General features: G+C 34.6%; 9 protein-coding genes and 2 pseudogenes. 9 read left to right on the forward strand and 2 right to left on the reverse strand.

Features of this window, described 5'->3' with window-relative positions:
• Positions 1 to 227 precede the first annotated feature (227 nt).
• The 3 genes and pseudogenes from H033_RS19615 to H033_RS19620 all read left to right on the forward strand — a co-directional run.
• Positions 228 to 1121: a site-specific integrase gene (locus tag H033_RS19615; RefSeq protein ID WP_262489311.1), complete on the forward strand. Its 894-nt coding sequence runs from the start codon at positions 228 to 230 to the stop codon at positions 1119 to 1121.
• A gap of 551 nt (positions 1122 to 1672) precedes the next feature.
• Positions 1673 to 2788, forward strand: a complete 1116-nt coding sequence (locus tag H033_RS0105170; protein ID WP_026837334.1) for a DUF2914 domain-containing protein — start codon at positions 1673 to 1675, stop codon at positions 2786 to 2788.
• Positions 2789 to 3068: 280 nt separating this feature from the next.
• A pseudogene (locus tag H033_RS19620) lies at positions 3069 to 3335 on the forward strand (tyrosine-type recombinase/integrase); the annotation flags it as partial.
• A gap of 216 nt (positions 3336 to 3551) precedes the next feature.
• Here the strand turns inward: H033_RS19620 and H033_RS0105180 are convergent.
• Positions 3552 to 4217 carry a response regulator transcription factor gene (locus H033_RS0105180; protein ID WP_026837335.1) on the reverse strand — a complete coding sequence of 222 codons (666 nt, stop codon included), beginning with the start codon at positions 4215 to 4217 and terminating at the stop codon, positions 3552 to 3554.
• Positions 4218 to 4224: 7 nt separating this feature from the next.
• Positions 4225 to 6180, reverse strand: a complete 1956-nt coding sequence (locus H033_RS19625) for a tetratricopeptide repeat-containing sensor histidine kinase (RefSeq protein ID WP_051227798.1) — start codon at positions 6178 to 6180, stop codon at positions 4225 to 4227.
• A 1114-nt stretch (positions 6181 to 7294) separates the two neighbouring features.
• On the opposite strand from H033_RS19625, the gene H033_RS0105190 reads away from it, so the two are divergent.
• The 6 genes and pseudogenes from H033_RS0105190 (at position 7295) to H033_RS0105215 (ending at position 15932) form a co-directional block, all read left to right on the forward strand.
• Positions 7295 to 8122, forward strand: a complete 828-nt coding sequence (locus H033_RS0105190; protein WP_026837336.1) for an SDR family oxidoreductase — start codon at positions 7295 to 7297, stop codon at positions 8120 to 8122.
• A 12-nt stretch (positions 8123 to 8134) separates the two neighbouring features.
• Positions 8135 to 9325 (forward strand): mannonate dehydratase, encoded by a 1191-nt coding sequence (gene uxuA, locus H033_RS0105195; RefSeq protein WP_196809421.1) that lies wholly within the window; start codon positions 8135 to 8137, stop codon positions 9323 to 9325.
• A 393-nt stretch (positions 9326 to 9718) separates the two neighbouring features.
• Positions 9719 to 10525 (forward strand): NIPSNAP family protein, encoded by an 807-nt coding sequence (locus H033_RS0105205; RefSeq protein WP_196809422.1) that lies wholly within the window; start codon positions 9719 to 9721, stop codon positions 10523 to 10525.
• A 132-nt stretch (positions 10526 to 10657) separates the two neighbouring features.
• Positions 10658 to 10801, forward strand: a pseudogene (locus H033_RS22460) (IS1595 family transposase); the annotation flags it as partial.
• A 101-nt stretch (positions 10802 to 10902) separates the two neighbouring features.
• Complete coding sequence (locus tag H033_RS20865; RefSeq protein WP_051227800.1) at positions 10903 to 12219, forward strand: hypothetical protein; 1317 nt, start codon at positions 10903 to 10905, stop codon at positions 12217 to 12219.
• A gap of 635 nt (positions 12220 to 12854) precedes the next feature.
• Positions 12855 to 15932 (forward strand): SusC/RagA family TonB-linked outer membrane protein, encoded by a 3078-nt coding sequence (locus H033_RS0105215; protein ID WP_051227802.1) that lies wholly within the window; start codon positions 12855 to 12857, stop codon positions 15930 to 15932.
• Positions 15933 to 15936: the final 4 nt, after the last annotated feature.

Here is a 15936-nt window from a genome sequence, read left to right on the forward strand (position 1 = left end):
AATATGCCTTCTGGCAATAAATAGCGGGCTAATTCTTTATCCAAGTTCTAAGTGTTTTGCTTGCAAAGATACATTTCTCCCCAAGTTTTTTCCTTGATCCGTATCTAGATTCCATCAAAACCAAAATATATGATATACATGATCGATTAATAAGAGATAATCAATCAATATCTTCTAAAATTATTCGAGATATTTATTTCGGAAAAGGGGAGGAGGAACGTATGTTAATGGAGATTTTTCAGGAACATAATGACCAAATGAAAAAGCTAATTGGTAAAGGCTATACAAAAGGCACCATGCAGCGCTATGACGCTTGTAAAAACCATATTGAAAATTATCTGCTGTACTCTTACAAAAAGAAAGATATTCCGGTTAAGCAGGTAGATCATAAATTTATCACCGGGTTTGATCATTATTTAAAATCCCAAAAAGACTGCGCACATAACACAGCTCTAAAGTATATCGTGAATTTCAAAAAGATCATCCGTATTGCTTATGCCAATCAGTGGATAGATCGAGATCCATTTTTTCACTGGAAAGGAGCCTGGAAGTCTTCTGAACGGGAATATTTGACTGATATGGAACTTCAGAAAATGGCGGAAATAGAATTTGATATTCCCCGTCTGGACCTAGTAAGGGACATTTTTTTATTCTGTTGTTACACCGGCTTGGCATTCGCCGATGTAAAAAAGCTATCAGAGAATGATATAGTGATCGGAATGAATGGAAAAAAATGGATAAAAACCAAACGTCAGAAAACAAATTCTTTGAGTAGCATTCCCATACTTGATGTGCCGGAAGCAATACTTGAAAAATACAGCGATCATCCGCATGTAAAAGCTGGAAAAGGAGTACTGCCTGTTCTAACCAACCAGAAGTCTAATGCTTATTTAAAAGAGATAGCCGACGTGTGCGGTATCAAGAAGAATTTAACCACCCATTTAGCCCGACATACTTTTGCGACCACTGTAACGCTTTCTAAAGGAGTGCCTATTGAATCGGTTGGGAAGATGTTAGGTCATAAATCTTTAAAGACAACCCAGATCTATGCAAAAGTGTTGGATGAGAAGGTAGGGAGGGATATGGAAGCTTTAGAAGAAAAGATGCGGCTTAATATGTAAATCATTTTGCTGATGATTATGCATAAGATTTAGCAGATTTTTTTGTAATATAATTTTCCCTTTTAAAAATGTATTTATTTTAAAAGTTTAAAATGCCAGCCTTAAATTATTAATAGACCCTACTCCATTAATTTATTTAAAAACTGACATTGCTCTTTAAATCAACCTTAAATCTTTCATAATCCCAATAAGATTTGGATTTGTATTGGCATTAAATTCTTCCCTCAGTTCTTTTAAGCACTTTTCAATTGCACTTTTACTGCTGGGTTTAATATTATTTTTTTTTAATTTTTGCTCGATTTCATCTTGGGTTAAACCCCAACTGCAAATGCTAAATCCAACAGCTATTAGCTAAAAAATAATCGGTGTATCTATGGCTTTTTTTTAAATCACAGAATGACAAGAAATCATGAACAATAAACAATTAATTCTCTTCCGCTGAAATTCGATAATATTCAAATTCCGCTTTTTTTCATAAGCTCTCTGGCATTAAAGTCAAAGCAAATATCCGGATGAAGTTTTTACGCTAAATTTGGCGGGACTAATACATTATGAAAAGAACTTTAGTAAGATATAGAAACAGTGCTTTTGGAAGGTATGTTATTCGCAATCAAAAGTACGCTCCCATTCTTTTTTTTATGGGTGGTTTTATTTTTGATACGTTGACCTTAGGGCGAATAGATCGTGTTTATGATACGGTGGTCCTTTGCTCGCATATGACCTTATTATCCATAACGCTTTATTTATATAATACAGTGAATGATGACAAGTGGGAAGGTACTTTTATCAGACGTTACTCGGAATATTTTCCGCTAGCTATACAGTTTTTCTTTGGCGCACTTTCAAGTGCTTTTGTCATCTATTTTTTCAGAAGTGTGTCCATGTCAAAAACCATGATTTTTTTCATACTGCTGGTTCTGCTCTTATTTGCAAACGAGTTTCTTAAAAAGAAAATCTCCAATAAATACCTTCAGTTTAGTGTTTATTTTTTTATAAGTTTTACCTTTTTCGCCTTTATGATTCCCACGCTCATCAGGCAAATGAATACCTTTATTTTTATCATTTCCGGACTTGTAAGTTTGGGGTGTACGTTGGCACTCATCAGGTTTATTTACAGGTCAAGCCCAGGCACAAGAGCTGAGATAAGTCTAAAAAAACTGATGAGTATTATCTTTTGTATTTATATAACAATTAATGTTTTTTATTATTTCAATCTTATTCCACCAGTGCCGCTAGCTCTGGATACCGGGTTGGTGGCTCATGATGTGCGGAAAATAAATAACGAATACATCGTTACTTACGAGAAGGATCAATGGTATGTATTTTGGCGTAAACATAACATCAAATTTCATCGTCAAGCAGATCAAAGAGTTTATGTGTTCACTTCTGTTTTTGCTCCTACAGATTTGAAAAAGGCCATTTTTCATAGGTGGAAACGGTACAATCCCGAAACCGGGAAATGGGAAGTAACTGATGACCTTGGCTTTGAAGTTGCCGGTGGGCGTGATCGTGGTTTCCGCGGATATACTTATAAAAACAACCTTGAGGAAGGCCAATGGAAAGTTGATGTAATTACAGAAGAGGAACTGGTACTTGGTGTTGTGGATTTTGTGATTAAAAACACTTCTGAACCTTATAAAAAAGGAATGGTAAAGAAAACATTTTAAAAACTGTTTTCTCAATCATATTTAATGCTCTAAAAATAATTAATAATGCGCTTCATAAGCCTGCATTGACTTCCGGTAGCATAATCTTTCTACCATATCTTTTATTCCTCTTTCAATAAATGTTGCAAGACCTGCCTCAGAATAACATAATCTCCCAAAGGTAGATTATCTTCAGCGACATCTAATGCATGAAATTCTAAATTTTCTGCTCCAAATATTATTTTGTTATGCGCTATAAGTTCCGGAACTATGTCTATGACATGATACTTTTTGGAGTACTTTACCAGTTCTCACCAACCAAAAATCTAATGCCTATTTAAAAGAGATACTCGACGTGTGTGGCATCAAAAAGAATTTAACGACCCATTTAGCCCGACATACCTTTGCGACTACCGTAACTCTTTCTAAAGGCGTGCCTATTGAATCTGTCGGGAAGATGCTTGGACATAAATCCTTAAAGACAACTCAGATCTACGCCAAGGTGCTGGATGAGAAAGTAGCTAAGGATATGGAAGCTTTAGAACAAAAGATGAGACAGCAAAAATAGAATTTGCTGTGCTATTGTATTTATCTCAAATCAAATAAATATGGCTCGATAAAAGAACCAGATAAAAAATAAAGAAGACAACAGTAAATATGGGTTGATTTGGCCGATCTTATAAATACAAAATAACAGACTCAAATAATTAATAGACCCTACTCCATTAATTTTAGATAAGAACTGTTATTTAATCTTTTAATTTAGATTCTTTAAAAACTGATTCTAGATCAGTTTTAGATCTTTCATGATCCCGATAAGATGGGGATTTGTATTGGCATTAAATTCTTCCCTCAGTTCTTTTAAACGCTTCTCGATCGCACTTTTACTGCTGGGTTTTATATTGTTATTTTTTAATTTCTCTTGAATTTCATCTTGGGTTAAGCCATTGGCGAGATATTTCACAATATTGATCTCGAAATCATTTAATATCAGCAGATTGCTTTGTTTTAATGCGTTTTCAATAGCGGGTGAATTATAATTCTCCCCACTATCTACTCGGATTATCGCTTCCTTAAGTTCCTTCAGACCATTTCGGTCTTTACAAACATACCCATCGATATTACCTGTTTCCCAAAGGTTTTTGACCGTTTGTGGGTGATCTTCAATAGAGTTTACGATTACTTTAAGGGATACATCTTCTTGTTTAAGAGCAGCTATTAATTCTTGTCCCGATTTTAATTTTTCTTCCCGATGATCTAGCTTGAAGCTGAGGTCACAAATTAGAAGGTCAAAAGCTTCGCCATCTTGAAGAGCTTTTTTTGCTAATAGCCAGGCTTTATCACAGTATTGGGCATGAATTACTTCTAGAATCCCCAGTTCTTTTAAAACATCAGCCACTGCGTGGTTAATGCTATCCATATCTTCTGCAACTAAAACTTTTTTAAACATGCTAGACTTATATTGGGATTTGGATGTTTGTTTTCAATCCTTTTCCCTTTTCAGTTTCAAAATTAAGCTTTCCGTTTACTGAAATAATACGGTTTTCCACATTCTTAAGTCCGTTTCCAGATTTTATAGTCGAAAGTTCGCTTCCCTGTCCATTATCGGAATAATCAATATTTAAAAATTTCTCGGTTTTGGAAAAAATGATGGCAACAAAACTAGCGGTGCTATGTTTTTTCATATTAACCATGAATTCTTGAAGCACGCGGTAGATAACGATTTTCTTTTCTTCAGAAAGGTTTTTCCAGTTTATAGAATTTTCACCCTTAATTATAAGTTTTGCATTTGCAGGAGCAGCATTAGAAAGTATGCTTAATAAATGTGCACTATAATTTTCCCCGGTATCTATATCGCTGTTTGCTCTGGAAATATCTCTGGTACGGGAATATATACTTGCCAGATTGTCCAATACATCAGGCGAAGCAATAGGCTCCAAGCTGCCCATCATGTTGTAAATATCATTGGCCAGTTCATCATGGATCTTTTTAGAAATGCGCGTTTCTGTAATATAAACTTCCTGTAGTTTCTCTTTTTTATGTTTGTGTTTGAAATAATAAAGAATAAAACCACCAATACTTAAAATTAAGAGACTTCCTAAAAACATAATGAGCATTTGATCCTCCAGTTGTTTAGTTTCTAATTGTTGGCGAACTGTTTCTGCTTCTAGATTGTTTATTTCCTTTTCCTTTTGCTCCTCATCGTATTTGATCTTGGCAAAGGTGTTTTTTGCTTTAAGATTGGATTCATTTAGATTCTCGTTAATTAAAAAGTACTCATCGGAATATTTTCTTAGTTCCTCTCCTGAAGAAAGTCGGACCAATCTTTTTAAAGCTCTTAGCTGTGCTGATTCACTATTCAATTCTGTCGCGACGTTTAAATGTTCTTTAGCAAATATTTTAGCTTGATTTTTATCATTTGTTAGAAAATAGACTGAAAGATCATTATAGCTTGATAACAGACCCGGTTTGTCATCAATTTTTAGCCTTATCTCCTTTGCTTCTTGTAGATCTTTTGCAATATCAATAGTGCTATCGCTTAACCATTGGGTATAAGCTAGATTATTCAAAAAACGTGCTTTGGAGCTTTCATTAACAGTGGAAGATTTTAAAACTACCTGTTGAAGTATGCGTATCGATTCTTCAAACTTCTTTTGATCTCCAAGTACGAGAGCCATATTATTCAAATGACTTAAACTATCCGCAAGATTAGTGGAATATCGTAGGGCATTCTGATATTCTTTGATTGCATCATCATGAAATCCTTGTTGACGGTAGGCAATTGCAATATTGTTATAAGCACTACTAATCCCTATAGAATCTTTATATTTATTAAGATATTTTAATGATTCAGTGGCAGATTCTTGGGATCCTGAATAATCCATAACCCCGCCTTGAGATAATGACATGTCTGATAAATTTTTTCCAGCTTTAGCGCTATCATTTATTTTTAAATAAAGCTGAAGCGCTCGATAATGATTTTCAAATACTTTTTCCTCAACTTTTAAATATTTATGGATAGTAGCTTTTCTGTAATAAGCCATGGCCTCATAACTGGTATCTTTCTGAAATTTTGCTGTTTTGAGAAGCTTATCAGAAAAATAGAGAGAACTGTCATATTCTTTAATCTGATTGTGATAATAGATCTTGAAGTCCAATAGATTGGTTAATATAGTATCATTTTCGTTGGGAACTGCTGCAAGAGCTTTATTTAAAAACACTATCTTTTCTTGAGCTCCCTTTACAGATTTTGCTTGATCAAAGTAGAATGTAACAGAATCTTTTCTGGGTGACTGTAAAGATGTTGATTCTGTATTTTCATTGAGAGAATTTTCTTTCTGATTTGAATTACAGGAAAAGAGTAAAGTTGCCAATAAGAAATATGGGCATATAAGAAGATGGGGGAATTTCATAAAACGAAAATAATTAAAAAAAGCGATGGCAAACAAGTGCGATAAAAATTCAGCCGTAAAATATTGGAGGCATCGGGTGCTTAATTTGGGTTTCTCTTTTCCGGGTGAGAGGAATTAAACCTACTTTGCAAAAAATCAAATAATAAAATGTCTGAAATTTTTATGCATATTTTTAAAGGGATAAAAAGAAAACAGGCAGTTTAGGAGCTATATTTTTTAGTAAATTAAATTTGATGTTCAATGATCTGAATTGGGGTATAAATTATCGATTGGGTTGAACGAAAATCGCAAAAAGCACCAAGGAACAACAATCTGTATTCTAATATTTTTCAGAAACTTTTTCTAGATTTACTTTTTATATCCGGAGCGTTTTCCATTTTTGATTTTCAAGAGGAAAAAACGAGATATAGAATGAACTGAAAAATGCTTTGCTTACTTCCTATAGAGCCATCGCCGTTACCATTTTTTGATCTGCTTTTAGCGGATGAAGTTTCAATCGAATTTAAAAAGTACTATGCATGAAACGAATACAAATCAAGCGGACTCAAGCACAAAAGAACTTTCTGAAGTGGAGCGGTTACGCTCCCGTTTTTTTCGGGATTGCGGATTAGCGCAACGAAGGGATTCACTTTTTTACCTGTGTCCAAGACCTTTTTTTACGAAGCGATTTCCCCGGAATGGAGAGCAACGGAATGGAGGGGGATGTGCTGAGGGGTGGTGTCTAATAAATAGGCTGGAGCTATGAATCTGTTTTTTGCTGCCTAATTTCTATGAGATATGTTTTACTAGAATTGGTATTGTGGGCACAAAATCATTTTGAGTCTCATTTGAGTTACTCATTCAGAGTGCCGAGGGGTGGTGTGTTTATAGTTTAATCAGGGATGTAGCTGGCATTTAATTTTTCTTCAAAAATTAAATGGTTTAATAAAAAAACTATTCGATTTATTTTCCCCAAAATTTGAGAGCAACTTTTGGTATACAATATCCAAATAAAAATCATTTACATATTTCTAACTTGTTTAAAAAAACAGTGTTATCGATTGCACTAATTGAATAAAAGTTGTTATATTTGACGGAAGGCAACTAAAAAAACACTTACAACAAACAAATATATATGAGCAAAATAATTGTTATAACCGGTGCAGGAGGAGTTATATGTAGTGCTCTGGCAAAAGCCTTGGCAAAAGAAGGCCATAAAATAGCATTGCTAGATTTGAATAAAGATGCAGTAGACCATCTAGCTAAGGAAATTCAAGTTGCCGGGGGAATTGCCATAAGCCTTGCCGCCAACGTTCTGGAAAAAGATTCCTTGAATGCAGCAAGGCAAAAAGTGAATAAACAATTTGGTTCCTGCGATATATTAATAAATGGTGCGGGAGGAAATCATCCTTTAGGAACAACGTCTAACACACACTTCTTAGAAGAGGACTTAAAAAAAAATGAAGGTGATTTTAAAACCTTTTTCGACTTGGACACGGAAGGTGTTAAGTTTGTCTTCAATCTTAATTTTATCGGAACGTTACTGCCAACTCAGGTTTTTGCAAAAGATATGATTGGAAAAAAGGGATGTAGTATTATTAATATATCTTCTATGAATGCCTTTACGCCTTTAACCAAAATTCCCGCATATAGTGGAGCTAAGGCCGCAGTTTCTAATTTCACACAATGGTTGGCAGTTCACTTTGCCAAGGTAGGTATTCGTGTTAATGCATTGGCTCCCGGTTTTTTCCTTACAGAACAGAACAGAACCCTATTAACAGATAAAAATGGAGATTTAACCTCCAGAGGTAAAACCATAATTGAACAGACACCTATGGGAAGATTTGGCGACCCTGAAGATTTAGTTGGAACCACATTGTGGTTATGTGGGGAAGGTTCGGGCTTTGTAACAGGAGTCATAATTCCTATAGATGGAGGATTTAGTGCATACAGTGGAGTTTAAAAATTATAAAAAATGAGATTGAATTTAGAAAAAACATGGAGATGGTATGGACCTAAAGATACTGTTTCACTATCTGATATTAAACAGGCCGGAGCTACCGGTATTGTAACAGCATTGCATCACAAGGCAAATGGAGAGGTATGGCTTGTATCCGAAATCGAACTACGCAAAAAGCTTATCGAAGCTGCGGGGCTAACTTGGTCTGTAGTTGAAAGTGTACCGATTCATGAGAATATCAAAACGCAATCGGGATCATATATGGAGTATATTGAAAATTACAAACAAACCCTCCTCAATCTCGGAAAATGTGGAATTGATACGGTTTGTTATAATTTTATGCCTGTATTGGATTGGACGCGTACTAATCTTGAATATGAAGTAGAAGATGGTTCTAAAGCATTGCGTTTTGATGCTACCGCATTTGCTGTTTTTGAATTACTTCTTCTTAAAAGGCCTGGGGCGGAAGAAAGTTATTCTCATAAACAAATTGCAGAAGCAAAAGCTTTGGAAAAGAGAATGACCGATGATGAAAAGAAAGTCTTAATCAATAATATTATCGCCGGTCTACCAGGAGCTGAAGAAGGTTATACTTTGGAGGAGTTCAATAATATTTTGGCAACCTATAATGACATAGATTCCCAAAAATTACGACATAATTTGTTCGATTTCTTGAAACATATTATTCCAACAGCCGAAAAAGCCGGAATAATGATGTGTATTCATCCCGATGACCCACCATACCCAATTCTTGGATTACCCCGAGTGGTTAGTACAGAAAAGGATATCATAGAACTTTACCAAGCAATTGATAGCCCTCATAATGGACTCACTTTTTGCACAGGTTCCTTTGGCGTGCGTGATGACAATGACTTGCCGGGGATGGTAGAACGTTTAGGAGACCGGATTCATTTTATTCATCTTCGAAGTACAAAACGGGATGAAAAAGGTAATTTTTATGAAGCCAATCATCTTGAAGGAGATGTTGATATGTTTGCTGTAATGAAAGCATTAATTGTTGAACAAACAAGAAGAAAAGTCTTAGGGCGCAAAGACTTTAGAATGCCTATGCGGCCAGATCATGGTCATAAAATGCTTGACGATTTGAAGAAGAAAACTAATCCTGGCTATTCTGCTATTGGCCGTTTAAGAGGCTTAGCTGAATTGAGGGGGTTAGAAATGGGCATTAGAAAATCTATCTCTTAAATTATTGATCTATTATTTTTCAATATAAAAATTAAACTGATTAATCGCTTGTTTCCAAGTATGGCATATTTTGTCTTGCTCTTGTAATAGTTTTGGGATATTAAAATTCAAAGCTATGCAGATATTGGAATTTATTAGTAAATTTTCTAAGGAACAAAGTTGTAAAGAGTATTTCAGGGATATTCAGATGAAAGGAGAGATGTTTGAAAAAAATGCGGATACGAAAAGCATTACTGGTTGATTTAAAAATGGCAATTTCAGTACTCGAATTTTAATTTTCGGACAACTGGAGATGCTAACTTAACTGGTATTTAGAGCAAAGAATAAAAATCCTTAATAAAAGGTGAGAACCTCAAGGGATAGAATCAATTTAAGGTCAAACCTCTAAAAAGAGTGTATAATGAATATTTTATAATTAAAATTATGATGTTAAAAAATATATTATTTTCAGTTTCCCTCTTGGTTTGTTTATTTATACCAGAGTTTGCTTACAGTAAAAATTCTAATAGTTATTACTATCAAATTAAAATCTATCATTTAAAAAATAAAGTCCAGGAAGATCGAGTAGATAAATTTTTAAAAGATGCTTATTTGCCTGCATTGCATCGGGCAGGGATTAAAAATGTAGGAGTGTTCAAGGAAATATCCCGTGATACAACAGATAGGTTAATTTATGTTTTTATTCCCTTTAAAAAATTGGATCATTTTCAAAATATAAACAGAAGGTTGGAAAATGACAAAAAGTATCTTTTAACTGGAACAAATTATTTAAATACAGTTTATAATGATGCACCTTATACTCGTATTGAATCAATCTTATTAGAAGCATTTAGCGGTATGCCTGAACCTGCTGTTCCTAATCTTACGACCCCACTGAGAGAGAGATTTTATGAATTGCGAAGTTATGAAAGTAGCTCTGAAAGTTATTCCTCAAATAAAATAAAAATGTTTAATGAATTTGAAATAGAGATTTTTAAGAAATTGGATTTTAATGCTGTGTTTTATGGTGAAGTTCTTTCGGGCAGCAAGATGCCAAATTTGATTTATATGACAGCGTTTGCAAGTAAAGCTGACCGAGATATGCATTGGAAAAATTTCACTCCCGAATATAATAAAATAAAGTTCCTTCCGGAATATCAGAATAATGTATCCAAAAATAGTCAGGTATTCTTGTATCCCACAGATTACTCTGATTTTTAATTAGTCAGTACCATATGTCTGTAGAGATAGAATTCTCAAGCAAGGATTCCTTCGAACCAAAAGCTATTGTATTATTTTTCTATAAGAGAACAAACTACTTTAATATTGAAAAGTAGGTAGAAGCTCATATAGCTGAAATGGGAAGATATTGCAATTAGTAATTCAAAAATAAACTTTTTAGGAGTCTATTATGAAATCAGTTGTGGATATCTGCAAAAATATCTTAATGAATTTGTTTGCAAACTCAATAGAAGATATTTTAAGCCAATTTTCTAGAAGTTAATAGTAGTGAGTGTTTATCCTTACTGGCGAATTAACGAGTAATCAAAGTTTATATCTCTTTATCCAAAAAAAAATTTATAATTATTCACTGTAAAATGGAATATAACACCCGAATCTTTATTGAAAAATTCTTTTGTAATAATCTGTTCTTTTGCCTGGTAGTTTTAATTTATTTTTTTAATATATCTTCTCTGTTTTCTCAGGAAAATGGTATAACAATTATTAAGGAAGAACGTATTGAGGAAAATACTGAGAAAAATGAAGACCTGATCTCTGTTTTCCTCGATTGTCCCTGTGATAATGCTTATGTACGTCAGGAGTTAAATTTCGTCAATTTTGCCCGGGATCCCCAACTGGCCAAATTACATCTGTTTGTAACGAGACAAAACACTGGCAGCGGGGGGCGTTTGTATACGCTATCATTTATTGGAAAGGAAGAATTTGAAGGAGTTGATAATAACCTTTCCTATACATCTGTTCAAACCAATACTCAGGATGAAGAAAGGAAAGGGATTACTGCAATGTTGAAACTGGGACTGATCCCGTATATTGCTCAAACTTCTCTTGCCGAAAATATTACTGTTGATATTACCGGTATACCGGAAACGCGTAAGCCTGATGAAGATCCTTGGAATAACTGGATCTTCGAAGTGTATGGGGGATTGAGTTTTACTGAAGAAACCAGTACAAGTTCCCTGGATATCCGTTATGGATTTTCTGCGGATTACGTTACCGAAACCTGGCGCATTCGCCTCCGTCCTTATTTCAATTACAATCAACGGGATTATGTGAAAGATGAAGAGAATATTCGGAGTGTTTTACACAGGAATGGATTTAATGGCAGGGTTGTTCGTAGCATTAGTGATCACTGGTCGACCGGAATTTTCACAAATATTATTTCCAATACTTATGAAAATATCGAATTCGGTTATAGAGTAGCTCCTGCCATAGAATACAGCTTGCTGCCTTATAAAGAGGCACTGAGAACAGAATATACGGTTGCATACAGTATCGGGTTTGTACAGCGGAATTATCTGGAAGAAACCATATATGATAAAGTAGAGGAATCATTATATAATCACTCCCTTCAAATAGGCGTGCGTGTTCTGGAGCCGTGGGGAACTGTGCGGGCAGGCGTGGAAGGTTCACATTATTTGCATGATTTAAACAAAAACCGACTTAGCTTAAACGGCAGGCTTTCATTACGGGTATTCCAAGGTTTATCTGTTGATTTTTATTCCCGGTATGATTATGTGCGGGATCAATTATCTTTACCTAAAGGAGATACCTCACTAGAAGATGTGCTTCTGCAACAAAGGCAATTAGCCACCACCTACGGAGTTTCACTCTCTATTGGGCTTGGTTACAGTTTTGGTTCTATTTATAATAATGTGGTGAACACTCGTTTATAAATTCTCACTTTGCCATTTGTGTTCATTTTAAAAATTTTCTTCTTTTCCAATACGAATTGATTTCCCCTACGATATTTTTTTTAGTGTATCCGTATTAAGTCCAAGTTAAATCAAGATCGTATTTAGCAATAGCCTTGTAGGCTTTATAAGGGTATCTCTGACTTTAATCCAGCTGATTATTGAAGAGATTTATCGATATCTCAAATTATAACGATAATTTATTAAGCTATTGAGGCTGTGCAGCTGTAGGTCTGTAATTATAAGATTTATTTAACAAATAATTTTGTTTTTAAAATATTTATTATGTAAGTTCGGGCAATCGGTTGCGCATTATTGTCCGTTGCAAAAATTATTGTCTGTAAAACAAATTTATTTAACAAATAATTTTGTTTTTACAATATTTATTATGTACGTTTGGGTAATCGGTTGCATAAATAAGTTTGTGAATTTTTTAGGTGCAGATTGTATTGAAAAATTAGTATTTGGTAAATGAATTTGATATAACCATAGTTGCATATTGCATTTGCTTTATAACTAGTTTAATTTTTTCTTAACAATTACAAGTAATCAGTCAGACTTTTTTATTTCTAGAAAATAAAATAACGCTTTAACTACCAATATCTAAATTTTGAAATATGAAGAAATTAAAAAACAAAAACGTTTTCGATAGATTTTTAAATAGATCTCCCGTTTTTAAAGGCAAACAAATTCTTTTAATCCTTTTGATCTTTTCGGGGTTGTTAGTAACAAGTGGTTTTGCTCTTCCTATCTCCAGCAAGGTATTTCCAAATGCCCAAATTTTGGTGTCAGGTACTGTTACAGATGTAAATGGAATTGCCCTTCCAAGTGTCACTATTCAGGAGAAGGGGACAAACAATGGGGTTTTAACAGATTTTGATGGGAATTTCACCATTGAGGTGAGTTCCACAGAATCCGTATTGGAATTTAATTATGTGGGAATGAAATCCCTTTCTAGAATTGTTGGTGGGACTACCTCAATGAATGTTCAAATGGAGGAAGATGCTAATTCTTTGGATGAAGTCGTGGTAGTTGGATATGGTACACAGAAAAAAAGTGATGTAACAGGTGCTATATCATCTATTTCCGGAGCTGATTTAAATGTCACAAAAGAAAGTAACCCATTGAATTCCCTTGCAGGAAAAGTTGCTGGTGTTGATATAGGTATTGGAAGCAATTCTCCGGGGAGTTCGCCGAGTATTCTGGTGAGGGGTAGGAGTTCGCTTAACTTCTCTAATGAGCCTCTCATAGTTCTAGACGGAATTCCTTTAGAAGGGAATCTTACGGATGTTAATCCTGCTGATATTGCTTCTATTGAGGTGTTAAAAGATGCGTCTTCAGCTGCTATATATGGGGCTAGGGGAGCGAACGGTGTAATATTAATTACCACTAAGAGGGGTACAACTGGTAAGCCAAGATTTACCTTTGATACTTATTATGGTTTTGCAGAACCAATTGAAAATTACGATTTAATGAATTCAAATCAATGGGTGGCTTTTAGGCAAGAAGCTATTAGAGCTGCTAAAGATCAAAATGAAGGGGTGCCAGTTGGCACAAATCCTATTTCATCTATTGAGAATGCTCTAGAGCCATTGCAATTACAGGCTTTTCAGGCTGGTGTAAATACGGATTTTCAGGATTTGGCTTTTCAAAATGGTGAGCAAATGAATCATCAACTTGGGGTTTCTGGAGGATCTGAAAAATTAAAATATTATCTATCTTTTAGTTATTTTAAACAAGAAGGTGTTTATAAGCCCGCTGATTTTGAGAGATACACCTTTAAAGCAAACCTTGATTTTGATTTGACAAAGAAGTTAAAAATCGGAATTTCTCAACAAGCGAGCTTTTCTGAAAGAGGGGATTTTAACCCAATCGGACTTATTCTGATAAACAGCCCATTGACAATTCCATTTAAAGAAAATGGAGAACCTACCACTGATCCATTAGCTGATGGTCTTATTTGGAACCCTCTAAATGACTTCGATTCGGATAATTTCATTGATAAGACAAGTAACTATAGATATTTAGCGAACATTTTTGCTTCCTATCAAATTTTCGATAATCTTAAATATACATTAAATTTTCAGCCGCAGTTTGAAACGAATAGAAGGAATAGTTTTCGGGGAAGCCAGAGTAGTAGTAGACTAGGTGTTCTTGCGACAGCAAGTAAAGATATTTTAATTAACACTTCCTATACGATAGAAAATATTTTAAATTATAAAAAGATTATTAACAAAGATAATACATTGGATGCAATCTTTCTTTATAGTTTTCAAGACATAAATAGAGAGTTATTGACGCTCGGTGTTAGGGGGCTACCATCAGAATCGCAAACTTTTAACAACCTTAGCGATGGAGAGATAGTTGATTTTAGAGATAGTTTTTTGGAAACAGAAGGTTGGACTTCCTACATGGGTAGGTTTAATTATGCTCTCAAAAATAAGTATTTATTAACCCTTACTGGTAGATATGATGGGTCTTCCAAACTATCAAAAGGCAATAAGTGGGGTTTTTTCCCATCTGCATCTTTTGCATGGAGGATTATAGAGGAGGATTTTCTAATTGATCAGGATGTAATTTCTGACCTAAAATTAAGGTTGGGATATGGAAAGGTTGGTCGTAACCCTATTAGTCCCTTCAGTACTTTAGGAGGTGTTAGTCGGATTGAAGGATCGTTTGGTGGAAATCCAGCATTTGGATTTGTGCCAAATGAAATTGCAAATGCGGACCTTAAGTGGGAAACAACAACAACTTTTGATGTTGGAATTGATTTTGCTTTTGCTCATAACAGAGTTTCGGGTTCTATTGATTACTATACGGGCAATACAACCGATCTTTTATTAAATAGATTCTTGCCAACTAGCTCAGGATTTGAATCTATTCTACAAAATGTTGGAGAAACGAAAACCTCAGGCTTGGAAATTGTTCTGAGTACAGTAAATATAGAATCTGACAATTTTAGGTGGACAACAGATTTTAATTTTTCAGTAAACAATAATGAAATTGTGGAATTGACGGATGGAAAAAAAGATGACATTGGAAACCAATGGTTTATTGGAAAGCCTTTAAGCGTATTTTATGATCGTGTTTTTGACGGTATCTGGCAGTTGGATGAGGCTGCTGAGGCCGCTAATTTTGGAAGAAAGCCAGGTGATATTAAATTGGTAGATTTGAATAACGATGGAATTATCAATGATGATGATAGAAGAATAATTGGACAGTTGGATCCGGAATGGACTGGAGGTTTTACCAGCAGGATGGATTATAAAGGTTTTGATTTTACTGTAGGACTTTATGCTCGCCAGGGGCATATTACCACATCAACAGCTTTGCAGTCGGCTAATTCTTTATTTGGAAGGTATAATAATCTTGATGTTAACTATTGGACTCCGGAAAATCCAAGTAACGAGTTTCCAAGACCAAACGCTAATCAAGAACGTCCTTTGGATAGTAGTGTATTGAACTATATAAATGCTTCATTAGTAAGAGTTCGTAATATTACATTTGGTTATGATTTTGAAAGAAAGATCATAGAGCCTTTAAGGCTTGAGAGCTTTAGGTTATATGCCACGGCTCAAAATCCATTCCTTTTTACTTCGGAAAGTTTGGATGGCATAGACCCAGAAATTGCGGGTGGTGCCAACTATACCCCAAGCCCAAGGACATTTTTATTTGGCATCAATGTTTCTTTTTAATATA

This window comes from Gillisia sp. JM1 (assembly GCF_000424645.1).
GTDB lineage: Bacteria > Bacteroidota > Bacteroidia > Flavobacteriales > Flavobacteriaceae > Gillisia.